This is a genomic window from Providencia sp. 2024EL-00732 (assembly GCF_044006275.1).
Classification (GTDB): Bacteria; Pseudomonadota; Gammaproteobacteria; order Enterobacterales; family Enterobacteriaceae; genus Providencia; species Providencia huashanensis.
In genome coordinates this window covers 78,626-104,908 of record NZ_JBIPDG010000005.1, presented here as the reverse complement: position 1 = coordinate 104,908, position 26,283 = coordinate 78,626, and the positions used below count along the sequence as shown (strand labels likewise).

At 41.0% G+C, this 26,283-nt stretch carries 21 protein-coding genes; 13 read left to right on the top strand and 8 right to left on the bottom strand.

The genetic code is table 11. The features are described 5' to 3' along the window. Positions 1-4 precede the first annotated feature (4 nt). The 5 genes from nuoJ to nuoN are packed head-to-tail and all read left to right on the top strand — an operon-like array spanning position 5 to position 5,706. Entirely contained in the window at positions 5-547 is a 543-nt protein-coding gene (gene nuoJ / locus ACHB7C_RS10525; protein ID WP_048607509.1) for an NADH-quinone oxidoreductase subunit J, read from the top strand. Next, positions 544-846 carry an NADH-quinone oxidoreductase subunit NuoK gene (gene nuoK, locus ACHB7C_RS10520; protein ID WP_008910727.1) on the top strand — a complete coding sequence of 101 codons (303 nt, stop codon included), beginning with the start codon at positions 544-546 and terminating at the stop codon, positions 844-846. The genes nuoJ and nuoK overlap by 4 nt, the downstream gene beginning before the upstream one ends. Next, positions 843-2,699 (top strand): NADH-quinone oxidoreductase subunit L, encoded by a 1,857-nt coding sequence (nuoL, locus tag ACHB7C_RS10515; RefSeq protein ID WP_048607505.1) that lies wholly within the window; start codon positions 843-845, stop codon positions 2,697-2,699. The genes nuoK and nuoL overlap by 4 nt, the downstream gene beginning before the upstream one ends. 19 nt (positions 2,700-2,718) lie before the next feature. Beyond that, positions 2,719-4,239 carry an NADH-quinone oxidoreductase subunit M gene (nuoM, locus tag ACHB7C_RS10510; RefSeq protein ID WP_042844434.1) on the top strand — a complete coding sequence of 507 codons (1,521 nt, stop codon included), beginning with the start codon at positions 2,719-2,721 and terminating at the stop codon, positions 4,237-4,239. A gap of 6 nt (positions 4,240-4,245) precedes the next feature. Next, entirely contained in the window at positions 4,246-5,706 is a 1,461-nt protein-coding gene (gene nuoN, locus ACHB7C_RS10505; protein ID WP_042844432.1) for an NADH-quinone oxidoreductase subunit NuoN, read from the top strand. 56 nt (positions 5,707-5,762) lie between these two features. Here nuoN and ACHB7C_RS10500 read toward each other — a convergent pair whose 3' ends face one another. Next, a complete protein-coding gene (locus ACHB7C_RS10500) occupies positions 5,763-6,773 on the bottom strand; it encodes an alpha-xenorhabdolysin family binary toxin subunit B (RefSeq protein ID WP_272678007.1) in 1,011 nt (336 codons plus the stop codon). Positions 6,774-6,784: 11 nt separating this feature from the next. Continuing rightward, positions 6,785-7,993 (bottom strand): alpha-xenorhabdolysin family binary toxin subunit A, encoded by a 1,209-nt coding sequence (locus ACHB7C_RS10495; RefSeq protein WP_042844430.1) that lies wholly within the window; start codon positions 7,991-7,993, stop codon positions 6,785-6,787. 655 nt (positions 7,994-8,648) lie between these two features. Between ACHB7C_RS10495 and ACHB7C_RS10490 the strand changes: the two genes are divergently transcribed. The 6 genes from ACHB7C_RS10490 to menE all read left to right on the top strand — a co-directional run bounded on the left by ACHB7C_RS10490 (position 8,649) and on the right by menE (position 15,784). Then, complete coding sequence (locus ACHB7C_RS10490) at positions 8,649-9,983, top strand: isochorismate synthase (protein ID WP_198860730.1); 1,335 nt, start codon at positions 8,649-8,651, stop codon at positions 9,981-9,983. Between the two features lie 119 nt (positions 9,984-10,102). Beyond that, positions 10,103-11,776: a 2-succinyl-5-enolpyruvyl-6-hydroxy-3-cyclohexene-1-carboxylic-acid synthase gene (gene menD, locus ACHB7C_RS10485; RefSeq protein ID WP_166685183.1), complete on the top strand. Its 1,674-nt coding sequence runs from the start codon at positions 10,103-10,105 to the stop codon at positions 11,774-11,776. Next, positions 11,776-12,540 (top strand): 2-succinyl-6-hydroxy-2,4-cyclohexadiene-1-carboxylate synthase, encoded by a 765-nt coding sequence (gene menH / locus ACHB7C_RS10480; protein WP_166685182.1) that lies wholly within the window; start codon positions 11,776-11,778, stop codon positions 12,538-12,540. The genes menD and menH overlap by 1 nt, the downstream gene beginning before the upstream one ends. Positions 12,541-12,552: 12 nt before the next feature. Next, positions 12,553-13,410 (top strand): 1,4-dihydroxy-2-naphthoyl-CoA synthase, encoded by an 858-nt coding sequence (gene menB / locus ACHB7C_RS10475; protein ID WP_042844425.1) that lies wholly within the window; start codon positions 12,553-12,555, stop codon positions 13,408-13,410. Continuing rightward, positions 13,410-14,381: an o-succinylbenzoate synthase gene (menC, locus tag ACHB7C_RS10470; protein WP_042844424.1), complete on the top strand. Its 972-nt coding sequence runs from the start codon at positions 13,410-13,412 to the stop codon at positions 14,379-14,381. Before menB ends, menC begins: the two co-directional genes overlap by 1 nt. Next, positions 14,369-15,784, top strand: coding sequence for an o-succinylbenzoate--CoA ligase (gene menE, locus ACHB7C_RS10465; protein ID WP_395347267.1), 1,416 nt, complete (start codon positions 14,369-14,371; stop codon positions 15,782-15,784). Before menC ends, menE begins: the two co-directional genes overlap by 13 nt. 34 nt (positions 15,785-15,818) lie before the next feature. On the opposite strand, the gene ACHB7C_RS10460 is transcribed toward menE, so the two are convergent. Beyond that, on the bottom strand, positions 15,819-17,261 hold the full coding sequence (locus ACHB7C_RS10460) for a catalase (protein WP_042844421.1): 1,443 nt from the start codon (positions 17,259-17,261) through the stop codon (positions 15,819-15,821). Positions 17,262-17,595: 334 nt separating this feature from the next. Between ACHB7C_RS10460 and ACHB7C_RS10455 the strand changes: the two genes are divergently transcribed. Then, on the top strand, positions 17,596-18,138 hold the full coding sequence (locus tag ACHB7C_RS10455) for a YfaZ family outer membrane protein (RefSeq protein ID WP_042844420.1): 543 nt from the start codon (positions 17,596-17,598) through the stop codon (positions 18,136-18,138). Positions 18,139-18,324: 186 nt separating this feature from the next. Here ACHB7C_RS10455 and ACHB7C_RS10450 read toward each other — a convergent pair whose 3' ends face one another. Both ACHB7C_RS10450 and tyrP read right to left on the bottom strand, forming a co-directional pair. Beyond that, the gene (locus tag ACHB7C_RS10450) at positions 18,325-19,239 is read right to left on the bottom strand and encodes an Rpn family recombination-promoting nuclease/putative transposase (protein ID WP_131680531.1); all 915 of its coding nucleotides are present in this window, start codon (positions 19,237-19,239) and stop codon (positions 18,325-18,327) included. A 267-nt stretch (positions 19,240-19,506) separates the two neighbouring features. Then, positions 19,507-20,715, bottom strand: a complete 1,209-nt coding sequence (tyrP, locus tag ACHB7C_RS10445) for a tyrosine transporter TyrP (protein ID WP_042844418.1) — start codon at positions 20,713-20,715, stop codon at positions 19,507-19,509. Positions 20,716-21,127: 412 nt separating this feature from the next. Between tyrP and ACHB7C_RS10440 the strand changes: the two genes are divergently transcribed. Continuing rightward, positions 21,128-22,468 carry an anaerobic C4-dicarboxylate transporter gene (locus tag ACHB7C_RS10440; RefSeq protein ID WP_048607497.1) on the top strand — a complete coding sequence of 447 codons (1,341 nt, stop codon included), beginning with the start codon at positions 21,128-21,130 and terminating at the stop codon, positions 22,466-22,468. A 78-nt stretch (positions 22,469-22,546) separates the two neighbouring features. Here the strand turns inward: ACHB7C_RS10440 and yfaE are convergent, their stop codons facing one another. From yfaE to nrdA, 3 genes are read right to left on the bottom strand one after another with little or no spacing between them, the layout of a single operon-like run. Further along, a complete protein-coding gene (yfaE, locus tag ACHB7C_RS10435) occupies positions 22,547-22,810 on the bottom strand; it encodes a class I ribonucleotide reductase maintenance protein YfaE (RefSeq protein WP_042844415.1) in 264 nt (87 codons plus the stop codon). Between the two features lie 2 nt (positions 22,811-22,812). After that, positions 22,813-23,949 carry a class Ia ribonucleoside-diphosphate reductase subunit beta gene (gene nrdB, locus ACHB7C_RS10430; RefSeq protein ID WP_042844414.1) on the bottom strand — a complete coding sequence of 379 codons (1,137 nt, stop codon included), beginning with the start codon at positions 23,947-23,949 and terminating at the stop codon, positions 22,813-22,815. 11 nt (positions 23,950-23,960) lie between these two features. After that, entirely contained in the window at positions 23,961-26,252 is a 2,292-nt protein-coding gene (gene nrdA / locus ACHB7C_RS10425) for a class 1a ribonucleoside-diphosphate reductase subunit alpha (protein ID WP_042844413.1), read from the bottom strand. Positions 26,253-26,283 lie beyond the last annotated feature (31 nt).

The following is a 26,283-nucleotide window of genomic DNA, read 5'->3' as shown; positions in this document are numbered from 1 at the left end:
ATTCATGGAATTTACATTTTATATCGCCGGCCTAGTTGCCATATTAGCAACTTTGAGGGTGATAACTAATACCAACCCGGTGCATGCACTGTTGTATCTGGTTGTTTCTCTGCTGGCTCTGTCGATGGTGTTTTTCTCTCTCGGTGCGTATTTTGCTGGGGCTTTGGAAATCATCGTTTATGCAGGAGCCATCATGGTCTTGTTCGTATTCGTCGTCATGATGCTTAACTTAGGTCGCTCAGTGCAAGAACAAGAGCGGGCTTGGTTAACACCAAAAAACTGGATTGGTCCCGCGGTGTTGTCTGCCGTATTACTGGCCATCTTAGTTTACGGTATTACCTCTTTGTCTTACGAAGATGGGATTAAAGGTACCGTGATTGGGGCGAAAGAAGTGGGTATAAGCCTATTCGGGCCTTATGTTCTAGCTGTTGAGTTGGCTTCATTGCTATTACTGGCCGGTTTAGTTGTCGCATTCCACGTTGGGCGTGACCGTAAAGAAAACGGCGCTGACCTTGTCAGTGTACGTAATGCGGAGGAGCAAAAATGATACCTCTTCAACATGGTCTGATTTTAGCAGCGATTTTATTTGTAATGGGACTGAGTTGTCTCGTTATTCGCCGCAATTTGCTTTTCATGCTGATCGGACTGGAAATCATGATTAACTCTACTGCTCTGGCATTTGTTGTTGCAGGGAGTTTTTGGGGGCAGCCAGACGGCCAAATTATGTATATTTTGGCGATTACATTGGCTGCAGCGGAGGCGAGTATTGGATTGGCGTTGTTACTGCAACTCCATCGTCATCGTCAGAACCTGAATATTGATAAAGTCAGTGAGATGCGCGGATGAACCTACTCTATTTAACTATTCTGTTGCCTCTACTTGGGTCGGTGTTACTTGCCTTCTCTCGTGGACGCTGGTCAGAAAACGTTTCTGCCATTATAGGTGCGGGGTCGGTCGGCTTAGCGGCGCTCGTAGCACTTTATGTTGGCAATGAATTTTTAGCTCAACCTGTTTTATCAAATGGTGGATATGAACCATATTCACAACAACTTTGGACTTGGATGTCGGTTGGTACTTTCAACATTCCATTTACCTTAGTTCTTGATGGTCTGTCTCTTACCATGCTGGGTGTGGTAACGGGGGTGGGCTTCCTTATTCATGTGTATGCCTCTTGGTATATGCGTGGCGAGGAGGGTTACTCACGTTTCTTTGCCTACACTAACCTGTTTATCGCGAGTATGGTGGTTTTAGTTCTCGCCGATAACATGATGCTGATGTATCTCGGTTGGGAAGGGGTAGGGCTGTGCAGTTATCTGCTGATTGGTTTTTACTATACCAATCCAGACAACGGTAAAGCTGCGATGAAAGCCTTCTTCGTGACCCGTATTGGTGATGTGTTCCTTGCCATCGGTATGTTTATTCTGTGGAATGAACTGGGCACGCTGAATTTCAGCGAAATGGCAGTATTAGCACCTCAGAAATTTGCTGAAGGTTCGAGTGCTATCAACTGGGCTACCTTAATGTTATTAGGTGGTGCAGTCGGTAAATCAGCACAGTTACCATTGCAAACATGGTTGGCTGATGCGATGGCAGGCCCAACGCCTGTTTCTGCATTGATCCACGCCGCAACCATGGTGACCGCGGGTGTTTACTTAATTGCACGTACACATGTTCTGTTCCTGTTAGCACCTGAGGTTTTACATTTAGTGGGTGTCGTTGGTGCGGTCACATTAGTACTAGCTGGTTTTGCCGCATTGGTACAAACGGATATCAAACGTGTTCTTGCTTACTCAACCATGAGCCAGATCGGTTATATGTTCTTGGCTCTGGGAGTACAAGCTTGGGATGCGGCGATTTTCCACCTGATGACACACGCTTTCTTTAAAGCGCTATTGTTCCTCTCAGCAGGTTCGGTGATCCTCGCATGTCACCACGAACAAAACATCTTCAAAATGGGTGGGCTACGTAAGCAAATCCCATTCATTTATGCTGTGATGTTAATCGGCGGAAGCGCACTGGCTGCATTGCCATTGTTTACCGCAGGTTTCTACAGTAAAGATGCAATTTTGTGGGGTGCGCAGCTTGATGGGCAAACGGTGTTGTTATGGGCAGGTATCCTTGGTGCATTAATGACTGCAATTTATACCTTCCGTATGATTTTCATCGTGTTCCACGGTGAAGCAAAAATCAAAGCGCACAAGGTTAAAGGCATCACTCATACATTGCCACTTGGCATTCTGGCTATCCTTGCAACGTTTGTTGGTGCATTAATTCACCAACCATTAGAAGGAGTATTCCCTGCTGAAGCCGTAGGAAGTGAAGACGGTAAAGTCTTACTTGAAGCGATTTCTGGCGGGTTTGCAATCGCGGGTCTGTTGATTGCTATATTCCTCTATCTATTCAGACGTTCCATTGTTGATGCTATCGCGAAAACAGCAGTTGGCCGCTTTTTCAGTGCATGGTGGTACCAAGCATGGGGATTCGACTGGCTGTATGACGTAGTCTTTGTGAAACCTTTTAAAGGTATTGCATGGCTATTGGAGAGCGATCCGATTAACTCACTGATGAATATCCCTGCACGCTTATCAAGTTTAGCGAATAAAGGGCTTGCGGTGAGTCAAAACGGCCAGATCCGTTGGTATGTTGCCTCATTGGGGCTGGGTGCAGTGCTGATTCTTGCTCTGCTGCTTTTGGTTTAATTAAGGGACACATTGCGCCATGCTATTACCTTGGCTAATACTTATTCCCTTTATCGGAGGCCTGCTAAGTTGGCAGGCTGACCGGTTCAGTCACCGCGCTCCACGCTGGATTGCGCTGGCGACAATGGGATTAACACTTATTCTTTCCGTGCAATTGTGGTTACAAGGGAACTATTCTCTGGTTAATCCACAAGGCGTTCCACAATGGCAGTCTATTTTCTTTATGCCGTGGATCCCAGCACTGGGAATCAACATTCACTTAGCGATTGATGGTTTGTCACTATTAATGGTCGTATTGACGGCTATTATGGGCGCGTTTTCGATTCTGAGCTCATGGAGTGAAAACCAAAAGAACCAAGGTGCATATCACTTTAACCTGCTGTGGATTATCACAGGGGTGATGGGGATTTTCACTGCGGTTGACTTGTTCTTATTCTTCTTCTTCTGGGAGATGATGCTGATCCCGATGTATTTCCTAATTGCCAATTGGGGGCACAAAGGGTCAGAGAGTAGAAAACATATCAACGCAGCTACCAAGTTCTTTATTTATACGCAGGCGAGTGGTTTGATTATGTTAGTGTCCATCATTGGATTGGCACTGGCACACTTCAACTCAACAGGCACATTAACATTCAATTACGACCAACTGTTAGGCACACAAATGTCTAGTAGCGTCGCATTTATGTTGATGTTAGGTTTCTTTATTGCTTTTGCCGTTAAAATGCCATTAGTGCCATTCCACGGTTGGATGGCGGATACGCAAGAACAATCCCCAACCGCAGGTTCGGTGGACATTTCTGGTATTATGCTAAAAACCGCGGCTTATGGTTTGTTACGTTTTACTTTACCACTGTTCCCAGAAGCTTCTATCCAGTTCACGCCAGTTGCGATGACACTGGGTGTGATCAGTATCTTCTACGGTGCATGGTTAGCGTTCAAACAAACCGACATTAAACGTCTGGCGGCATACAGTAGCTTATCCCATATGGGGTTTGTGACAGTAGCGATTTATGCAAGTTCAGTGTTAGCGTACCAAGGTGCTGTGATCCAAATGATCACCAACGGCCTGTCAGGTGCAGCGCTGATTATCATCAGTGGTCAACTGTATGAGCGTACACAAACGCGTGATATGCGCATGATGGGTGGGTTGTGGAAACGCATTAAATGGTTACCAGGAATGTCCCTGTTCTTTGCCGCGGCAACGTTAGGCATGCCAGGTACAGGTAACTTCATTGGTGAGTTCATGATCCTGTTCGGTAGCTTCAGCCAATTCACATTAGTGACCTGCATTATGGTATTTGGTGTGGTGTTTGCTTCTATCTACTCGTTGTGGATGATGCAACAAACTTACTATGGCACACCAAAATCAGAAAAAGAAATGAAAGGGTTAACTGCGCGTGAATTCGGTGTGCTGCTGGCTCTAGCTGCTTTACTGGTTATTATCGGTTTCTATCCACAACCAATTTTAGATACTTCAATTGGTTCAATGGAAACATTGCATAACCTGTATTCTGCTTCACTTACAACATTAGGGCTGTAATTCGCCATGACAATAACTCCTCAAGAACTGATCGCAATATTACCACTGATGATCGTCGGGTTGACGGCAGTGGTTGTGATGCTGTCCATTGCGTGGCGACGCGATCACCTGACCAGCGCCGCGCTGACAGTATCTGGTTTTATTATTGCGTTGCTTTCACTGATTTGGGTGGCTGATGGCTACCTGATGGATGTGACTTCGCTTATCCGTGTTGATAACTTTGCACTATTCTACAGTGCATTAGTCTTAGTTGCAGGTATCGGTACTAGTATCTTTGCTTACCATTGGCTAGAAGGCTTTGGTGACAATAGAGATGAGTTTCACCTTTTAGTCGCTATTGCTGTGGCGGGTGGTGTGCTGTTATCTATGTCAAACCATATGGCGTCAATGTTTATCGGTATTGAACTGATTTCATTACCATTGTTTGGCTTAGTTGCTTATACCTTCGAACGTCGACGCACCTTAGAAGCAGGGATTAAATACATGCTGTTATCCGCAGCAGCGTCTTCATTCCTGTTATTTGGTATTGCATTACTGTATGCAGAGTCAGGCAGTTTAAGCTTTGCCGCGGTCGGTCAAAGCTTATCTGACAGCCAAATCCATGCGCCATTAATTATGATTGGTTTTGGGATGCTGATTGTGGGCTTCGGTTTTAAATTATCGTTATTCCCATTCCAGTTATGGACACCAGATGTTTACCAAGGTGCTCCTGCGCCAGTATCGGCATTTTTGGCAACAGGCAGTAAGATTGCTATCTTTGCCGTGCTAGTGCGTATTTTTATGGAAGCGCCAGTGACCAATAGCGACACTTTATCGATTGTTATCTCTGTCATTGCCATTGCCTCTATTTTATTTGGTAACTTGTTGGCAATTAGCCAAAAAAGTGCAAAACGCTTACTAGGTTACTCATCTATCTCTCATATGGGGTATTTGTTGGTAGCACTTGTTGCTTTACGTACCGTACCGGAATACGCCCAAACAACCATCGCTATTTACCTTGTAGGTTATCTATTTGCAAGTTTGGGGGCCTTTGGGGTAATCAGTATCGTTTCCAGCCCTTACCGTGGTGATGACCAAGATGACTTCAGTGCGTTCCGTGGCCTATTCTGGCACAAACCTGTGTTAGCAACGGTCATGACTATTATGATGCTATCACTGGCAGGTATTCCAATCACATTAGGGTTTATTGGTAAATTTTATGTGATTGCATCCGCAGTGAAAGCTGAATTATGGTGGTTAACTGGAGCTGTGGTGGTGGGTAGTGCAATAGGTTTGTATTACTACCTACGCTTTATGGCAAGCCTATATAGCCGTGATGCAGAACACGCAGAACGTTATACAGGCCCTGAAAAAGCGACATTGGGTACTGTGGTTGCCGTTATTTGTGCCATTGCAGTTATTGCATTTGGGGTTTGGCCACAACCACTTATCGATATCACATCAACAGCTCTTGCTGTGATTAACTGACGGTTAAACACATCATGTTGATGAAAACCGGTTACCTCAACAGTAACCGGTTTTTTTTAATCTGGAAGTTGCAATTGGTATTGATATTCCACCTCATTTAAATAGGTCATAAATATCTTACTTGCGACATGAATATGCGGCACATTCAGCGTTTGTTCAGATACATGTTCATTAATAAAGTCGCACCAAGACTCTAAATAGTTCCTCAGCAGGTTAGCTTGAGTAATGACTGACTGTACATTTAGAACGATAGTGGAGATTTCTTCTGATAGACTGATGAGCTTAGACACCCTGAAAATATTCGTATCAATCGCATTCATTTCCCCTTTCAATTCGATTATTAGGTCACTTAAATAGAGCCTAACATCAACAAGTTGCAGAAATTCTAAACCGTCATCAACCACAGCTAAGAGGTTTTTAATATAGCGTAGAGCCATCTTTAAAATCTGTTTTTTGTTTTTCGGTATGTCAATAGAATCTATCGATTCTTGATTTAAAAAGTATTTTTCAAAGAAATCGGTAATTTTTGTTTTTAAAATAATATCTTCAGCGGCTTTAATAATAGAGTGTTGTTGATTAACCTCATTAATTTTCATTTGAATATTTTTTTTGGCGGAGATTAACAACCCTTTTTGGTTATTATATTCTTGAAGTTTATTCTTATTTGGCTTATCAATATTAAATGTTTGCAATGAATCGGTGGTGAATCGTATTTTATAAATGAATTTTTCTAATTCTAATTTTAGTTCAATGAGGTCTTCTATAAAACCAACCGTTAATATCTTATTCTTTAAATTCTCAATGTTATCAGGGTGATGGTTGTCATTATTGTTTTCGTTTAAATCATTAAATATTATATAATCTAATTTTATTTTTATAATTGGGATTGAATTTCTAATGAGTTGATTAAGACTTTCTGTTTTAATGGCGATTTTGTTTATTTTATCATAAATAACATAGTCATAATTTTTAATGTTCTTATTAAAATCAATGATGCTATTTGATATACATCTTAATTGGTATACATCAATGGAGGGCAATACAGGGATTTCGTTGTTATCATGCATATTCGTACCTTTTATTTAGAAGTGTTGTCATTTATTTGTAATTCATCAAATAATGTAATTAAATGAACTGAGTATTCTTGTATTTTATTCCAAGAGCTGATAACACGTTTAAATTGGGAGATAAACCTGATTAGTTTGTCTGCGTTATTAATTCTTTGAAAAACTTCAATTGATTGAGTAACTTCAGTTAAAATAACCAACCACATATAGTCTAAGTGGTCGATGGCTAGCCTCGCATCCTTGATAAACCCTTCAATTTTATGTAGGTTAATTTGCATATCAAACATCGTTTTTTGGATGAGTTTTTCTTGGTTAATTTTAGTGTTGATTTCTTCTATTTCTTTTAGGATGTTATTCCTTTTTATTCTTATGACTTCTGCTTTTGAACCAAAAATACTGCTTGTAATAATAAGACCGATCACCCCACCAGCAAGCCCTGTAAAACAGAGTTTCACAAAATGGTTATATTCCTGATCAAGTTGCTGAACCTCATTTTTTTTAATTTCAATCATTTCTTTTAAGAAAGGTTCTGAGCTTTCATTATTACTTGGGTCAAGTTGCTGATAGAGACCTTTAATATTGAACAGTAATGATTCAACATGCTCGAAATTAGAAAGGTACCCCCCTGTAATATATGCCCTAAAATCAGATACGATATTTTTTATTTTTATCGTTTTAATTGACTGGTTTTTTATATCACTTTTAATTAAATTTAAAATGCTTACAAGCTCAGTCGCAATTTGTTGGTCATCGCTTTGATAAATGATTTCATCAAGTTTATTTTCTGCTAGGTCATCCAAATTATCAGACACTCTTTGTAAAATTGGCATGTGATTAATATACTCAATGACCTCATTACCAGTCTGAATGATATTTCGGCTAGTGAGTGAAAGATTAACAGATTGTTCTTTAACATGTTGTTCAACATTATCCCATGAATTAGCATGGTCGCGAATATTTATAATTGCCGTGGCTATATCATTAGAGTTAATAGGTAATACGGTTGAATCGGTAATGCCAAACCATTTTAAAATATCAGGTTTTTTCAATGGTAAAGAAAGGGCAAATTGTACATGCTGATGGATGTTGAGTAAATCTTCTAAAGTAAAAATGCCTGCAGACCGAGTGGAAAGTGAATCTTGATTTGTTAATAATGCTAATGTTGCATTACCTATATTTTCTTTTTCGATAATTCGGTCGTAATTTTCATGTGTATTCATTATTAATTCCAATTTAATTAAGTTAAAGGAGAAAGTTGAATTTAGTATTAATAACTATAATTATGATTGTAATACCGGTTTATGATGGTCAAGTGATGAAGATTTTATAACCATTAACCTACAAGAAACTGGAAAAAAGGTTGATAATAAAAAATGAAAATCAGAGACAAAAAATAATTTATAGCTATAAACAATAATATTCTGTTAAACAAACTCCCATTAAATGGGAAAGAGAGGGTTGTTACCTAATACAAGGCAATATTCATTCAAAGGGGAATTCCTGATGGAATTGTTAATTTAATCCTGAAGGTAAATTTTGGGGTACAAGATGTTTCAAAATGAAATAGACAAAGGGGGAAAGTGCCAATGGTTTAACCATAGTCAGCAAAAGATAAAATGACTATTATCAATAGATTAAATTAATATGTAATCACCTAATATATATAATAAACTATACTCATAAACTGAGAGATTTAGCGGTCAACAAGTAACAACATGAATGTCTTAAATTCAACCCTTTTATACTGTCTGTGTGATCGCTGGTGGCTATTTGGTGACATGGTGCTTACTGTGGGTCATCAATGTATTAAAAAATTACATTGCGCTATATAATAATTCAAAGTGAATCTGTGTGATGTAGCTGTAGGGATCGAAAGTGACATATAAAAAAATTGATAAAGTGATAACGGAAATTTTGGATCATTTGTCTACATTGACACTCAAAACGAAAGAGCATACTCGTCTTACTTGGCAACTGGATGGGCAACTTACTTTTCCAGGGCTTCCATGGTTATCTGAGCAAAACTGTTATCCGCAGTTCTATTGGTATCAAAGAACTGGCGCACAGGAGTGCAGCGCGATTGGAATGGTGAAATCATTTCATTCGATTGATGATGCACAAGCTTTTTTATCGCAACACCCTGAAAACCCGGATATGCGTTTGTGGGGGCTAAATGGTTGGAATGCAGTCGGGGAAGGTATTCCCGAAACCTTAAAGCAACAGGCCACGTTTTGTTTTTTGCCTCGTCTTGAGATCCATCGATTTCGTTCAACCGTTCATATAAGCGTCAATATAGATGGGGAAGAAGACCGACTGAATGCACTCAGTTTTGTACAACAATTAACGTTAACGGCTAAAACGACATTAGCTCTTACAGCAGATATTATTGCGCAGGAACATATTCCTATGCGTGATGAATGGTGCCGTTTATTGAATTGTGCAATTGAGGATATGAAAGCAGGGAAAATGGAAAAAGTGGTGATGGCACGAGAGACTAAATTAACCCTGTCTGAACCGATTGCAGTCGCTGAACTTTTATCAAAAAGCCAGCAGGTTAATCATCATTGCTACCATTTTATGATGGCTTTTAATCAGCATTCAGGGTTTATTTCTTCTACGCCTGAACGTTTATACCTACGTCAAGGTGAGCAGCTTAATTCTGAAGCCTTAGCGGGAACGGTGGCAAATGACCCTGATGATGTCATTGCTGCTGAATATGCAAAATGGCTAATGGAAGACAAAAAAAATCAACATGAAAACCTCGTTGTAGTTGATGATATTTGCCAGCAGTTACAAGGTGCAGTGACAGGGGTCGACGTTTCTAGTGCGAAAGTCATTCGTTTAAGAAAAATTCAGCATCTTTACCGTTCGATAGTTGCAACTCTTGTCATGCCTTCTGATAGTGACTGTTTACAACGTTTACAGCCAACCGCTGCTGTTTGTGGGCTACCAAGAAATGTTGCGCGGCAATTTTTGGCTAAAAATGAACCTTTTTCACGTGGTTGGTATGCGGGAACAGGTGGGTTTATTAGCCTCAATAAAAGTGAGTTTGCGGTGTCTTTACGTTGCGCACAAATTGAAGGTGAGCATGTTTCTCTGTATTCAGGAGCCGGTATTGTGAGTGGTTCAGACCCTGAGCAAGAATGGATAGAAATAGAGAATAAAGCGGCTGGGTTAAAATCTTTATTTGGAAATAGCGAAAAACCATAAAGTAAAAGTGGTTATTTTCTTTTTATTTTCAATTAGTTCATCAAAAATTGTCCTGAGATCAAGAAATTTTTCTTAGTCAGTTTAAACTGATTGATAATTAATAATTTGCTGAGCATATTATGTCTAATTCTGCTTTTAATATCCGTTGGGCTGAAGTGATTATTGAAGCGCTTGCTCGTCACGGTATGAAACATATTTGTATTGCGCCAGGCTCACGCTCTACGCCTTTGACTCTTGCGGCAATTAATAATGCAAAATTACACTGCCATACGCATTTTGATGAGCGTGGTTTAGGGCATTTGGCCCTAGGTTTAGCGAAAGCGAGCAATGAACCCGTTGGTGTTATTGTCACTTCAGGCACTGCTGTCGCTAACCTTTATCCTTCATTAATTGAAGCGGGCTTAACGGGGGAGAAAGTTATCTTCCTGACCGCAGATAGGCCTCCAGAATTAATTGATTGTGGTGCTAACCAAGCTATTCGCCAAGCCCATATTTTTGCTTCACATCCCGCTCAGTCATTAATGTTACCGCGCCCAACGCGCGATATTTCAGCCAAATGGCTGGTGTCAGCGGTGGATAACGGTATGAATCAACTCCATCATGGCGCTTTTCATATTAATTGCCCATTTGCTGAGCCGCTTTACGGTGAAAGTGAAGGCGATTATGAATGGCAGCAGACATTGGGTGACTGGTGGAACTCAAATCATCCATGGCTAAGTGAACCCTTAACTAATTCTGTTGCGCTCGTAGCTGATTGGTATTTTTGGCGACAGAAAAAAGGGGTTGTTATTGTCGGGAGAATGAATGCAAATGAGGGTGAAAAGGTCACTAAATGGGCTGAACAATTGGGGTGGCCAGTATTAGGTGATGTATTATCACAAACAGGGCAACCTTACCCTTGCGCAGATTTATGGCTTCAACACCCCGATGCTATTCGTATTTTAAAGCAAGCAGAATTAGTCGTGCAGTTTGGCTCAAGCCTGACAGGAAAACGGTTATTGCAGTGGCAAGCGAGTTGTGAACCACAAGAATACTGGGTAATCGATACAATTCCACAGCGCTTAGACCCTGCAAATCATACTGGTCGCAAATTAACATGCTCAATTAAAGGTTGGTTAGAAAACCACCCCGCACAACCCCGCAGCTTATGGTGTGAGGAGCTTGTTACCTTAGCGCAGAAAGCACAACACTACGTGCATCAACAGTTAAGCGAGCAATTTTCAGAGGCCGCCATAGCGCATCAGTTGCCCGAATTATTGCCATCTCGCGGGCAGTTATTTGTTGGCAATAGCTTAATCGTACGCTTAGTCGATGCTCTAGCTCAATTACCGATGAACTACCCTGTGTATAGTAATCGTGGCGCAAGTGGCATTGATGGGCTGATTTCAACAATGGCGGGAGTGCAGCGAGCAACGGCAAGGCCAACGCTCGGGATTGTTGGGGACCTTTCTGCATTATATGATTTAAACAGCTTAGCATTATTACGTTCACCTTCAGCACCAACTGTTCTGATTATTGTGAACAATAATGGTGGGCAAATTTTTTCTATGTTGCCCACACCGGAAGAGGCAAGAACAAACTATTATTGTATGCCGCAAAACGTGAGTTTTGAACCTGCCGCAAAAATGTTTGGTTTACAGTACTGCGCCTCAACGGATTGGCATTCGTTGAAAGAGACTATCCAGCAATTTTGGCACAATCAGCACGGTACATTACTTGTGGAACTGGTGGTTGATAGCGATGAGGGTGCTCGTACTTTAAAACAATTAGTCAGCGATATCTCGGAGTTATAATGCTGTCAGCTCAATATTATCACACGAATGCTTCAGGCCCTTGGTTAGTGTGGTTACATGGGCTACTGGGCAGCGCAAATGATTGGCTTCCAGTGATTGAGCAATTCAATAACTACCCATCATTAGCGGTCAATTTGCCGGGTCACGGCGCGTCGAAATCGGAAACTAATCATGGTTTTTTGCATTTTGACCAACAACTTAGTGCTGTATTACAGTATTATCAAATCCATGAATATTACCTAGTTGGTTATTCATTAGGTGCCCGCCTTGCAATGCATTTTGCCTGTTATCATCAGCCAAAGGGGTTATTAGGCTTAGTGATAGAAGGGGGGAATGTTGGTTTGAACAGTGAGCAAGAACGGGTAGAGCGCAGAGCAAATGATGCTGCATGGGCACAGCGTTTTCGCTGCGAACCGATGAAGCAAGTTCTGGATAGCTGGTATCAACAAAACGTGTTTGCTGACTTATCACCACTGCAACGCCAACAGTTAGTTTTATTACGCCAACAAAATAGCCCACAAGGAATTGCTGATATGTTAGAAAATACATCATTAGCAAAGCAACCTTTTTTGGCTGACAAATTGCACCAACTGGATTGCCCTTATCGCTATTTCTGTGGCGATAGAGATCAAAAATTTCGAAGCGTTTCGCAACAATACGCTTTGCCGTTAACGCTGATTGAAAATGCAGGGCATAATGCTCATCGGGAAAACCCAATAGGTTATGCGGCTGCACTTCACCATTTTTTATCACAATGTGGTTAAAGGAATCTGATAATGATTTATCCAAGCGAAGAAAAATTATACGCGCCAATTGAATGGCAAGATTGTTCTACAGGGTTTGAAGATATTCGATATCATAAATCTCCTGAAGGGATTGCAAAAATTACGATTAACCGCCCTGAAGTGCGTAATGCTTTCCGCCCACAAACTGTGAAAGAGATGATCCAGGCATTATCTGATGCACGTTATGATGACCAAATAGGCACTATTATTTTAACTGGTGAGGGTGAAAAAGCTTTCTGTGCAGGGGGCGACCAAAAAATTCGTGGTGACTACGGTGGGTATCGCGATGAAAGTGGCACACACCATTTAAATGTCTTAGATTTCCAACGCCAAATACGTACCTGCCCAAAACCAGTTGTGGCGATGGTCGCCGGTTTCTCTATCGGCGGCGGTCATGTTTTACATATGATGTGTGACTTAACTATTGCGGCTGATAACGCCATATTTGGTCAAACGGGCCCTAAAGTTGGTTCATTTGACGGTGGCTGGGGCGCATCGTATATGGCACGTATTGTTGGGCAGAAAAAAGCACGTGAAATTTGGTTCCTATGCCGCCAATACAATGCACAGGAAGCATTGGAGATGGGGCTAGTCAATACTGTAGTTCCTTATGCCGATTTAGAAAAAGAAACGGTACGCTGGTGTCGTGAAATGCTAGAAAATAGCCCGATGGCATTACGTTGTTTGAAAGCTGCCTTGAATGCAGATTGTGATGGTCAAGCTGGCCTGCAAGAACTGGCGGGTAATGCAACAATGCTATTTTATATGACAGATGAAGGTCAGGAAGGGCGCAATGCTTTTAACGAAAAACGCGCGCCAGACTTTTCTAAATATAAGCGTAATCCATAATGCGTAAAGCCACACTCTATTCGTTCAGCCTGCCAATGGAGGCAGGCGTCATCCTTCGTTATCAGCGTTTAAAAACTCGTGATGGGTTATTAGTCTGCTTAAAAGAGGGCGATAACGAAGGTTGGGGGGAGATTTCCCCTCTACCAGAGTTCAGTTCAGAAACATTAGAACAAGCAACCGCCGAAACTATTGTTCGATTGAATGAATGGATAAAACACGGCAAAATTTCTGAAAGTCTATTGCCTTCTGTTGCATTTGGTTGCAGTTGTGCACTTGCAGAATTGACTGGTGAATTGCCTGAGTCAGCGGATTATCGCAAAGCTCCTTTATGCAGTGGTGACCCCGATGATTTAATTCTAAGCCTTGATGCGATGGATGGTGAAAAGGTGGCTAAGGTCAAGGTTGGGTTATATGAAGCGGTACGTGATGGGATGGTCGTTAACCTATTATTAGAGGCAGTACCCGAGCTTAAATTGCGTTTAGATGCTAATCGGAGCTGGACTCGTGCGAAAGCTGACGGTTTTGCGAAGTATGTTAATCCTGACTATCGAAGCCGTATTGCATTCTTGGAAGAGCCCTGTAAAACCCGTGAAGAATCGTTGAAATTTGCAATGGATACGGGGATTAACATTGCTTGGGATGAAAGCGTGCGTGAAGACGGCTTTAAAGTCGAAGCGCAGGAAGGGGTTGCGGCAATTGTGATTAAACCAACATTGACGGGTAGCCTTAATTATTGCCGCTCTTTAGTTGAGGATGCGCATCGTTTAGGCTTACAAGCTGTGATTAGCTCATCCATTGAAAGCAGTTTTGGTTTAACACAATTAGCGCGTGTTGCACAGTGGTTAACACCAAACACTATTCCTGGTTTGGACACCGTTTCATTGATCCAATCGCAATTGATCCGTCCTTGGCCCCAGTGCGAAATAGCTGTTCAGCAACTCGATGAATTAACGGTCGTATGGCAGAGTTAATCCATTTTAATGACTGGCCTTGGCAACATTGGGCCAATCTTTACCCCGATTCAATCGCATTATTGACGGATTCTGAGCGTATTACTTGGAAAGCCTTAAGCCAACAGGTCACCGACCTTGCCAATTACTTTTCAATGCAAGGGGTCAATCAAGGGCAATGTGTTGTCTTACGAGGTAAAAACTCTGTCGAATTGTTGCTAAGCCAGTTAGCTCTTATTGCTTGTGGTGCAAGGGTGTTGCCTCTTAACCCGCGTCTACCAGAAAGGTTATTAGGGGAACTATTGCCACACCTTGATGTGAGTGCTGCTATTGATTTTACTGGTGAATCAAGTGTCTTAGCTGAGTATCGAAACTTAGATTATCAGCAGTATTATCATTTTATTGATGATAATGCTTTTCAGACAGTTGATTTTTTGACCGCATTAGAACAACCCGCAACACTCATATTAACTTCCGGCTCAACCGGCTTACCAAAAGCCGTCGTTCACAGTGTATTTGCCCACTTATGTAGTGCAAAAGGGGTTGTCAGTGTGATGAGTTATCAACAAGCGGATTATTGGTTGCTTTCTTTGCCGCTATTTCATGTTTCAGGACAAGGTATTATTTGGCGCTGGCTACTCCAAGGGGGCAGTTTAGCGTTGAAAACCTCACCATTGGCAGAAGCCTTGCAGGATGTTACGCACGCATCCCTAGTTCCAACACAATTATGGCGTTTGTTAAACGAAGAAACTGCCAGTCAGCTTGTGTTAAAAGAAGTTTTGTTGGGGGGGGCGATGATACCTACGACACTCACAGATTTAGCAGAAAGCCGCGGAATTGCTTGCTGGAGTGGTTATGGGATGACTGAAATGGCATCCACTGTTTGTGCTAAACGTGCAAATGGTAAAAAAGGTGTCGGCTTACCATTAAAAGGTAAGCAAGTACGTATTATTAATGATGAAATCCAAATCAAGGCAGATAGCCAAGCAATAGGGTATTGGTTTGATGGTGAGGTCAAGCCGTTAAACTGTATTGACGGCTGGTTTAAAACCAATGATAAAGGCGCTTTTACTGAAGGTGAGTACCAGATACTCGGTCGATTAGACAATTTATTTATCAGTGGCGGTGAAAATATTCAACCAGAAGATATCGAATCCGTCATAAACTCTCACCCTGATGTCAGCCAAAGTTTTATTATTCCTGTTGATGATGAACAATTTGGTCAACGGCCAGTCGCAGTCATTGAAATTAATGAAACAACGGATTTAAATAAACTGGCAGATTGGTTGAAAGATAAACTCGCCTCCTATCAATATCCTACAGCGTTTTATTATTTAGCTCCTGAGCTGAAAGCTGGCGGGATCAAAGTTTCTCGCCAACAAGTAAAACACTGGCTATATACAAAGGCAGTGTTTAGTCATTAAAAAGTGGCAGGGATTCTCCTGCCACTCAAGCGAATTATTTTTTCAGAGCGTTTAATGCTTTTTCCACGCCTGCACCATACTCAGGGTGAACTTGTTTAAATAACCCAATTTGGCGTATTTGGGTTTCTTCTGTTGCGTCAATCAGTTCCCCCGCAATACGTTTAAACATTCTTTGATGTTCTGCATCATCCAGTAGTTCATACAAGGCGCGAGGCTGGCTGAAATAGTCTTGGTCTTCACGATGATCCCAATGGTCAGCAGCACCTTCGATAGATAATGGCGGCTCACTGAAATCCGGTTGTTCTTGGAATAAGCCTGCTTCATTTGGCTCATAAGTGACATTATTGCCACTATTGCCATCCACACGCATAGCTCCATCACGATGGTAATTGTGGAATGGGCAGCGAGGTGCGTTTACAGGGATTTGGTGGTGGTTGACGCCAAGGCGGTAACGGTGCGCATCGCCATAAGAGAATAAACGCCCTTGTAACATTCTATCTGGTGAGAAACCAATACCCGGGACGATATTTGCTGGGCTGAATGCTGCTTGTTCGACATCAGAAAAATAATTATCTGGGTTACGGTTAAGTTCAAAATAGCCAACATCAATTAATGGGTAATCCTTATGTGGCCAAACTTTAGTTAGGTCAAATGGGTTATAAGGAACTTGCGATGCTTCTTTCTCAGGCATGATTTGAACCTGTAAGTTCCAGCGAGGAAAGTCACCTTTTTCAATAGATTCAAATAAATCACGTTGTGAGCTTTCTCTATCTTTACCGACTAATTGTTCTGCTTGCTCATCAGAGAGGTTTTGGATGCCTTGTTGGCAGCGGAAATGGAATTTGACCCAAAATCGCTCGTTATCACTATTGATAAAGCTATAAGTATGGCTACCAAAACCGTGCATATGACGGTAACTTTGAGGGATGCCTCGATCACTCGCATCAATGGTCAATTGGTGCAAAGATTCAGGTAACTGAGAGAAAAATGCCCACTTATGTTCCATAGTACGTAAATTAGAGCGTGGGTCGCGCTTAACCACGTGGTTTAAATCAGGGAATTTCAAAGGGTCACGGAAGTAAAAAACTGGAGTATTGTTACCAACCATATCCCAGTTACCTTCTTCTGTATAAAATTTCAGTGCAAAACCTCGGATATCACGTTCTGCATCTGCGGCACCACGCTCACCTGCAACGGTAGAAAAACGGGCAAACATTTCGGTTTTTTTTCCAATTTGCGAGAAAATTTTTGCCCTTGTGTAACGGGTAATATCATGTGTCACCGTAAAGGTACCGAATGAGCCTGAACCTTTTGCATGCATGCGTCTTTCTGGGATCACTTCACGGTCAAAATGAGCCAGTTTTTCTAAAAACCAAACATCCTGTAATAACATAGGGCCGCGTTTACCCGCGGTCATGACATTATTATTATTGGCGACGGGAGCGCCAGAAGCGGTAGTAAGCCCTTTCTTTTTCATCAAAATACTCCTAATTCTGGATTAAATGACTACACAAACCTAACTAATAAGTTAATCTTTTGTAAAAAAATAAAATCATTACTACAATGAACCTATAAACCAGTATAATTACCATGGTATTAATAATCTAATTAATATGACCAATTACTGTGATTAACATGGCAATAGTGGTATTTATATTACTGTTATTGAATGATATACCTTTGATTTGATAAAATTATTTGAGAATTTGTCGTGTTTTATGTATAGCTTGAGTAAATCTGAGTAATAAAGACTGAGGATTACGTAAAATTCGCGTAGTATCCGCATGTAATAATTTGAAGAGGATAAGATAATGCGCAAAGTATTGTTATTAGCAGCGGCCATGTCGCCATTTTTTGTTGGTACTGCACAAGCAGTTTCAGTTAGTGCTCAAGCAGGTAAACATTTTACGGAATTGTCCGCTGGGTTGGGTAACCCAAATGCCGGTTTAGCGTTTAATGGTTCTTGGGCGCGCAGTGACCATGATGGTCAAATGGGGAGCCTCGGCGCTACATTTGGTTTGCCAATTGGGCCTTTTTCTGCTCATGTTGGTGGTAAAGGGTTATATTTATCGCCTGATAACAATAGTAATGGTGCTGCATTAGCTGTTGGTGGTGGGGTAAATTGGCAAGCTTTGCCTTCATTAAATATTTATGGTGAAGCTTATGGTGCTCCTGAGCAACTGACATCAGGCAGCAAATCGTACGTAGAAGCTAAAGCGGGCGCACGTTACACGGTATTCAAGCCGTTATCTATTGATGCTGGGTATCGGTTAATTGAAATGAAAGGTAGCCATGGCAACAACAGTGATAAAGTTGCAGATGGTTGGTATGTGGGAGCAGGGCTTTCATTTTAAAACTTTTCTCGTATTTTAATCAGTTCCTAATCCGGGATTAGCCCCTTAGATTGGGAACTGATAATTCCACCTTATTTTTTATTATCATAAATATTCTTTATTTAAAAGCCGCTTGAAACAAAATAATAACTAAGCTTATTTATTACGATGTTGCTCACATTGCACATACTAATAGCTGTTAGAGGGTTACTGTAATGAAACCAGTACTTCACGGCTTAACCCCGTGCTTTCCATAATAATTTCTAGGCTAACCCCTTGTTTAAGTAAATTACTCGCCAAAACAATTGTTGCCTCTTCTCGCCCTCGCTCAATGCCTTCAAGTAGACCTTCTTGGCGGCCTTTATCCTGTAACCGCTGTGCAATATTCATTATAGTTTCCTTATGTTTTTCGGTTTGCTCCCCCAATGCCTGCACAATATGTTCGAAATTAGTGGAGTCCAACGCAATGAACAAATAATTCAAGATAGTCACGATATCATTATCGCTATTATAGTGTTGATTAAGTGCCTGTGCCAAGAGCGGCAGAACTTGCTGAAATTCATCCCGTAAATACTTATGTTTCATCGCCAGCTCCATGACAGCGACTTTCCGATGATTAACCAATTGACTATCCTCTATTACCGTGACATCTACCAATGGGAATGGCTGTGTGTATAGCCCATTAGCGATATCTGGGAGTGTAAAACAATCCGTCCATAATTGCGTATAGGGGTATGGAGACCGCCCACCGTGATAAAAAAGAACTGGCACTACAAGAGGGGGCGTCTTATTACCTTGTTGCAGATGTTGGTTCATCGCTAAAAACGCATAATGCATTAAACGCCAAGCCATAAGTTTATCTGGGGTTGACTGGTGTTCGACTAAAAGATAAAGGTAACCTTTTCCGTGGGTTGTTTGCACTGAATATAAAACATCGGATAAACGTGAGCGCAGTTGTTTATCAATAAATGAAGAGTTAGTTAGGGCTAGCGTATTAAAATCACATAATGACTTAATATGATTAGGGAGGTGAATATCAAAAAAGTCTCGGGCATTCTCAATTTTCGTCATAAAGCCTTTAAAAGCGGCATCATGTGCAGTAGATATCCGTTTTTTCTGCATCCAATTATCCTTATTGGCAGCCAATGATAACAAGCAGTAACGTCACTACACCACAATAGAATAAGCAGACAAAGTTGTCTGCTCGGTATTATTTACTGATAAGGAGTGATATTTTGGAGGTGAATTTTAAGAGGTGTATTAACGTAGAGTAAAATATAGGAGTGATGAATGATTGGGTTAATGGATAAAGGTAATAACAATAAAACTCAATCCTGAGTAAAAGACTTCAAATGGCATGATATTGAAGTCTTTTACTTTATCGAGAGCTTACCCAACGTTTGGTAAAAAACCAGCAACAATAGCAAATTGGATAGCGATGACAGCGATACCGCAAAGTAGCACTAAACCTAATATTGGTGTGCCACCCTTAACTTGGTATTCACCTTGCGTTTCAACTTTACGCACCCGTAAGGTTAAGAGCGCAGGGATAATCAGTGCAAGAACAGACAGTGCAACAGCAGCATAAGTTAAGGCCTGCACGAAACTGCTAAAAAATAAGGCAGCTAACAGCGGCGGTATGAAGGTTAATAAACCTGTTTGAATGCGACCAAATAGGTGGTTACTGCGCTTAAATAGGTCGGCAAGATAATCAAATAGGCCAAGGGCAACACCTAAAAAGGAAGTCGCTAAGGCTAAATCCATAAATAAACTAACAGCGATATTTACACGGGGTGTAGCCACAACATCACGGATTGCAGTCAGTAGCCCGTTTAGGCCAGATTGTTGCGCAAGGATCCCGATAAACGTATGAGAGGGAATTGACCCAAGCGTTGCGATTTGCCACAGAATATAGGCGACTAGTGGGATAGCACTACCCGTAATAAAAATCATACGTAATTTACGCACATCACCATTCATATAGTTCACCAAGCTAGGCACGCTTCCATGGAACCCAAATGAAGTGAATATAACGGGCACGGCAGCAAGAAGTAGGCCTTTTTCAACTGGCATTGTGCTTAAGTTAATAGCTTCGGCATGGGGCATCATCACGACTAACATAATCACTAAAAAAACAGTTTTTGCAGTGAATAAAATTCGATTAATAAAGTCTACAGAGTGGGTGCCTATGCAGACAATCGCACCACCGATAATTGTGAACGCAATAATGGCAGTATCCGTCGAAATGTTAATACCCCACCATGAAGAAAAACTGTCTGAAATTAGAACACCGGCACCGCCAATATATGCAGTCGTTAAGGCGTACATTAATAACAGCATACTGAGGCCTGTTACTATTTGCCCTGTGGGACCTAGATATTTCTTAGCAACAGACCCTAATCCCATGTTGGCTGGGTTATGTTGATATACTTCAACTAATAGCAATGAGGTATAGCTCATTAACATCCACAAACCAACAAGCAAACAGACGATGCCTGTGAAACCGACACCTGCAGCAGCAAGTGGCATTGCCAGCATCCCAGCCCCTATTGTTGTTCCTGCAACGATTAACACACTGCCAAGCGTACGATTCTTCACAAGTTCCTCTAATTGAAATTAATTTATTAATAAGTGCAGCAGATTATGCGATTGCACGTGCGCTGTCAAATGTAAATTACAGGTGGTGTATATATATATTTACACCTTAAATTTAGTTGAGACTAAAAGAATGGCTAAATAAATACAGGTTAATTAAATGAAAAAATAATGAGAGATAAACGTAAATTCAAAGAGGAGGCATATGTTAAAAAATAGAGGGTAATTAATTGATTTTTCTATATAGACTAATTAACTGGGCAGTATGGCAGTTACTTAAGGTGAATTGTGTGATGGGGCTATAACAAAAGCATAAAAAATAAAATTAAATTGATTTTGAAATTATCATAAATCAAATTAATGAATATAAATCATCCGGATAATATAGGGAGACATATCTATAAAGGATGAAACTATGGACTTCATGATACAACTTGCCATTATCCTTGTTTGCTTGTTTTACGGAGCAAAAAAAGGTGGGATGGCGTTAGGGCTTTTGGGTGGTGTTGGTCTCGTAATTTTAGTTTTTGGGTTTGGCTTACCGCCAGGAAAACCGCCTGTTGATGTTATGCTTGTTATCATTGCTGTTGTTGCCGCATCAGCAACGTTACAAGCATCAGGCGGTTTAGATGTCATGCTGCAAATTGCAGAACGATTACTACGGAAAAACCCTAAATACATCTCTATTGTGGCACCATTTGTGACATGCATTTTAACCATTTTGTGTGGTACAGGGCATGTTGTTTATACTATTTTACCTATCATTTATGATGCAGCGATTAAAAACAATATTCGACCAGAAAGACCAATGGCTGCAAGTAGTATTGGTGCACAAATGGGGATTATAGCTAGCCCTGTATCAGTGGCTGTTGTTTCACTCGTTGCAATGTTAAATGGGGTGACGATAAACGGGCAATCTCTTGAATTTCTAGATTTATTGGCCATTACTATCCCATCAACATTATTAGGTATTTTAGCTATTGGTATCTTTAGTTGGTTTAGGGGGAAAGATCTTGATAAAGACCCCGTATTCCAAGAGTTTATTTCTGTCCCTGAAAACCATGATTATGTATATGGTGACAGTGTGACATTACTGGATAAAAAACTGCCTAAAATTAATTGGGTAGCGATGTGGATTTTCCTAGCATCTATTGCAGTCGTTGCATTATTAGGCGCTTTTTCTGAATTAAGACCACTAGTGAATGGTAAACCACTTTCTATGGTATTAGTGATCCAGATGTTTATGTTATTGGCAGGAGCGCTAATTATTATCATCTGTAAAACTAATCCAGGGCAAATATCGAAGAATGAAGTTTTCCGCTCAGGGATGATTGCTATTGTTGCGGTATATGGTATCGCATGGATGGCTGAAACCATGTTTGGTGCACACATGGATGAGATCAAAGGAACACTTGGTTCTTTAGTTAAGGATTTCCCATGGGCATATGCGGTTATTTTACTATTGGTGTCTAAATTCGTTAATTCACAAGCAGCGGCATTGGCAGCGGTTGTGCCTATCGCATTAGGAATTGGTGTTGACCCTGCTTATATTATTGCTTCTGCACCAGCTTGTTATGGTTATTATATTTTACCAACTTATCCTAGTGACCTTGCAGCGATTCAATTTGACCGCTCAGGAACAACACGTATCGGTAAATTTGTTATCAACCACAGTTTTATCTTGCCGGGGTTAATTGGGGTGGGCGTCTCTTGCGTATTTGGCTGGGTATTTGCCGCTTTATATGGTTACCTATAAACCGATAGCAATCTCATAAGATGAAAAGCGATTGCATGGAAAGTCAATTACCATGCAATCGCTAACGATATTAAACTATCAACCAATTTCAATGTCAGAAAGCGGGTGGCAACAACAAGGTAATATTTCACCTTCTTGAACAAATGCCAAAGGTTTACGCTTATAGCCGACTTTTCCACGTAATAACATCACACGACATGAACCACAGTAGCCTTCACGGCATTGATATTCGACAGGAACACGACTATCTTCGAGAGCTTCCAATAAACACGAATGGATTTCAGTATGGAAGGGGACTTGAACACCCTGCGTTAATCGCAGGGTGATTTTATGGCTAGCCATAATTACAGTTCGAAGTCGCTCAGGTCGTCGGTATCGACTTGAGAGTCAATTTGACCAACTAGGTAAGAACTAACTTCAACTTCTTGAGGTGCGACCTGTACGTTATCTGAAACTAACCATGCGTTAATCCATGGTATCGGGTTGGAGCGCCCTTCGAAAGGTAATTTCAAACCTACCGCTTGCATACGGATATTAGTAATGTATTCAACGTATTGGCATAAAATATCTTTATTTAAACCAATCATTGAACCTTCACTAAATAGGTAATCAGCCCACTCTTTTTCTTGTTCCGCTGCTTGTACGAACAAGTCGTAGCATTCTTGTTCACATTCCGCTGCAATTTCTGCCATTTCAGGGTCATCTTGACCTGAACGCAATAGGTTAAGCATGTGTTGAGTACCGGTTAGGTGCAACGCTTCATCACGCGCAATTAGCTTGATGATTTTTGCATTCCCTTCCATCAGTTCACGCTCAGCAAAAGCAAATGAACAAGCAAAACTAACATAAAAACGGATGGCTTCTAGGGCATTGACACTCATTAAGCACAGGTAAAGTTGCTTTTTAAGTTGGCGTAGAGAAACGGTGACTTGCTTGCCATTACAATTATGAGTGCCTTCACCAAACATATGGTAGTAGTTAGTCATTTCGATTAGGTCATCATAAAAACCAGAAATGTCTTTTGCACGCTTTAAAATTTCTTCATTTTCAACAATATCATCAAAAATGATGGCAGGGTCATTTACGATATTACGAATAATATGCGTATAAGAACGTGAGTGAATAGTTTCAGAAAATGCCCACGTTTCTACCCAAGTCTCTAACTCAGGAATTGAAATTAATGGCAACAGAGCCACATTTGGGCTGCGACCCTGAATAGAGTCAAGCAGCGTTTGGTATTTCAGATTACTGATGAAAATATGCTTTTCGTGTTCTGGCAATGCATTATAGTCAATGCGGTCGCGCGACACGTCAACTTCTTCTGGTCGCCAGAAAAATGACAGTTGTTTTTCAATCAGTTTTTCAAAAATAGGGTATTTTTGCTGATCATAGCGTGCCACGTTAACCGGCTGGCCGAAAAACATCGGTTCCAGCATTTGGTCATTTTTCTTCTGTGAAAACGTTGTATATGTATGTGACATAACCATTCCTATTAAATTTTACACGCGCCGCCTTCGCAATCGGAATCTGCTGACTCAACAACTTCTTCCAGATCACCTTGCACATCTTCCGCGCCATCGCGGGTGTTGTGATAGTAAAGTGTTTTCACACCAAACTTATAGGCGAGCAATAAATCTTTTAGCAATTGGTTCATTGGTACTTTACCGCTCTCGAAACGAGTTGGGTCATAGTTTGTGTTTGCAGATATCGACTGGTCGATAAATTTCTGCATGATACCAACGAGTTGTAAATAACCGCTATTTGAAGGCATTTGCCATAACAGTTCATAAGCACTTTTAAGATTTTCGTAATCAGGGACGACCTGACGTAAGATGCCATCTTTAGATGCTTTAATACTGATGTAACCACGTGGCGGCTCAATACCATTAGTTGCGTTTGAAATCTGGGATGATGTTTCAGAAGGCATCAAAGCAGATAATGTAGAGTTACGCAGACCATGTTGTTTAATGTCTTGGCGAAGTGCTTCCCAATCATAATGTAAAGGCTCATTAGTTAACTTATCGAGTTCTTTTTTATAAGTATCGATCGGTAACACACCTTGTGCATAAGTGGTTTCATTGAACCATGGGCAAGCGCCTTGCTCTTTTGCTAGTTCATTTGAGGCTTTCAACAGGTAATATTGAATTGCTTCAAAGGTTTTATGCGTTAGATTATTTGCACTGCCATCGGAGTAACGAACACCATGTTTTGCCAAATAATAAGCATAGTTGATCACGCCAATACCTAAGGTACGACGGCCCATAGACCCTTGCTTCGCTGCAATAATTGGGTAATCTTGATAATCGAGTAGGGCATCTAACGCACGGACAGCTAACGTGGCTAATTCTTCTAACTCATCAAGGCTTTCAATTGCACCTAAGTTGAAAGCAGAAAGTGTACATAGCGCGATTTCACCATTTTCATCATTAATGTTATTTAATGGTTTTGTCGGTAATGCAATTTCTAAACACAGGTTCGATTGACGAACGGGTGCAACTTGTGGGTCAAATGGGCTATGTGTATTACAGTGGTCAACGTTTTGAATATAAATACGACCAGTAGATGCACGCTCTTGCATCATTAATGAAAATAGCTCAACGGCTTTTACGGCGGTCTTGCGAATATTTTCATCTTGTTCATATTTCACATACAAGCGTTCGAATTCTTCTTGATCGGCAAAGAAAGCGTCATAAAGACCCGGCACATCAGATGGGCTGAACAACGTGATATCTTGGTTTTTAATCAAGCGTTCGTACATCAATTTATTTAACTGAACGCCGTAGTCCATATGACGAACACGGTTACCTTCAACACCACGGTTATTTTTTAGAACCAATAAGCTTTCAACTTCTAAGTGCCAGATTGGGTAGAATAATGTTGCTGCACCACCGCGGACGCCACCTTGAGAACAAGATTTAACCGCTGTTTGGAAGTGCTTATAAAATGGTATACAGCCAGTATGGAATGCTTCACCACCACGAATAGGGCTACCTAATGCACGGATACGCCCTGCATTTACACCAATTCCTGCACGTTGTGAAACATATTTGACAATGGCACTTGATGTGGCGTTGATAGAATCAAGGCTGTCTCCACATTCAATTAGAACACAAGAACTAAATTGACGCGTAGGTGTACGTACCCCAGCCATAATTGGCGTAGGTAGTGAAATTTTGAAGGTAGATACGGCATCGTAGAAACGGCGAATGTAATCAAGACGTGTTTCTTTTGGGTAATGTGAAAATAGACAAGCCGCAACTAATATATATAAAAATTGCGCACTTTCGTATATTTCACCAGTTACGCGGTTTTGTACTAAATATTTGCCTTCGAGCTGTTTAACCGCAGCATAGGAAAAATTCATATCACGCCAATGGTCAATAAAACTATCCATTTGCTCGAACTCTGCTTCGGAGTAGTCTTCCAGCAAATGCTTATCATATTTCCCCATTTCAACGAGGTGTTTTACATGTGCATACAGTGCTGGTGGCTCAAATTGGCCATAGGCTTTCTTGCGTAGGTTAAATATCGCAAGACGTGCGGCAAGATATTGATAATCTGGTGTTTCACCAGTAATCAAATCGGCTGCTGCTTTGATCATCGTTTCGTGAATATCAGAAGTTCTGATCCCATCATAAAACTGAATCTGTGAACGTAACTCCACCTGAGAAACAGATACGTTACTGAGGCCTTCAGCAGCCCAGGTTATTACCTTGTGGATTTTATCGAGATTAATGCGTTCTTTATGTCCATCACGTTTTGTGACTAACAGACTCTGGTTCATGAGCAAATGCACCTTGGTTGAACAACAAATA

What these genes read in the sequence shown, in the direction of transcription:
- ACHB7C_RS10460 (WP_042844421.1), bottom strand. Translation starts at nt 17,261, where the DNA reads ATGAAAAAGAAAGGGCTTACTACCGCTTCTGGCGCTCCCGTCGCCAAT.
- menD (WP_166685183.1), top strand. Translation starts at nt 10,103, where the DNA reads ATGTCTAATTCTGCTTTTAATATCCGTTGGGCTGAAGTGATTATTGAA.
- ACHB7C_RS10455 (WP_042844420.1), top strand. Translation starts at nt 17,596, where the DNA reads ATGCGCAAAGTATTGTTATTAGCAGCGGCCATGTCGCCATTTTTTGTT.
- ACHB7C_RS10440 (WP_048607497.1), top strand. Translation starts at nt 21,128, where the DNA reads ATGGACTTCATGATACAACTTGCCATTATCCTTGTTTGCTTGTTTTAC.
- menB (WP_042844425.1), top strand. Translation starts at nt 12,553, where the DNA reads ATGATTTATCCAAGCGAAGAAAAATTATACGCGCCAATTGAATGGCAA.
- nrdA (WP_042844413.1), bottom strand. Translation starts at nt 26,252, where the DNA reads ATGAACCAGAGTCTGTTAGTCACAAAACGTGATGGACATAAAGAACGC.
- ACHB7C_RS10450 (WP_131680531.1), bottom strand. Translation starts at nt 19,239, where the DNA reads ATGCAGAAAAAACGGATATCTACTGCACATGATGCCGCTTTTAAAGGC.
- menH (WP_166685182.1), top strand. Translation starts at nt 11,776, where the DNA reads ATGCTGTCAGCTCAATATTATCACACGAATGCTTCAGGCCCTTGGTTA.
- yfaE (WP_042844415.1), bottom strand. Translation starts at nt 22,810, where the DNA reads ATGGCTAGCCATAAAATCACCCTGCGATTAACGCAGGGTGTTCAAGTC.
- nuoM (WP_042844434.1), top strand. Translation starts at nt 2,719, where the DNA reads ATGCTATTACCTTGGCTAATACTTATTCCCTTTATCGGAGGCCTGCTA.
- nuoN (WP_042844432.1), top strand. Translation starts at nt 4,246, where the DNA reads ATGACAATAACTCCTCAAGAACTGATCGCAATATTACCACTGATGATC.
- nuoJ (WP_048607509.1), top strand. Translation starts at nt 5, where the DNA reads ATGGAATTTACATTTTATATCGCCGGCCTAGTTGCCATATTAGCAACT.
- menE (WP_395347267.1), top strand. Translation starts at nt 14,369, where the DNA reads ATGGCAGAGTTAATCCATTTTAATGACTGGCCTTGGCAACATTGGGCC.
- nuoL (WP_048607505.1), top strand. Translation starts at nt 843, where the DNA reads ATGAACCTACTCTATTTAACTATTCTGTTGCCTCTACTTGGGTCGGTG.
- ACHB7C_RS10495 (WP_042844430.1), bottom strand. Translation starts at nt 7,993, where the DNA reads ATGAATACACATGAAAATTACGACCGAATTATCGAAAAAGAAAATATA.
- nrdB (WP_042844414.1), bottom strand. Translation starts at nt 23,949, where the DNA reads ATGTCACATACATATACAACGTTTTCACAGAAGAAAAATGACCAAATG.
- menC (WP_042844424.1), top strand. Translation starts at nt 13,410, where the DNA reads ATGCGTAAAGCCACACTCTATTCGTTCAGCCTGCCAATGGAGGCAGGC.
- nuoK (WP_008910727.1), top strand. Translation starts at nt 544, where the DNA reads ATGATACCTCTTCAACATGGTCTGATTTTAGCAGCGATTTTATTTGTA.
- ACHB7C_RS10500 (WP_272678007.1), bottom strand. Translation starts at nt 6,773, where the DNA reads ATGCATGATAACAACGAAATCCCTGTATTGCCCTCCATTGATGTATAC.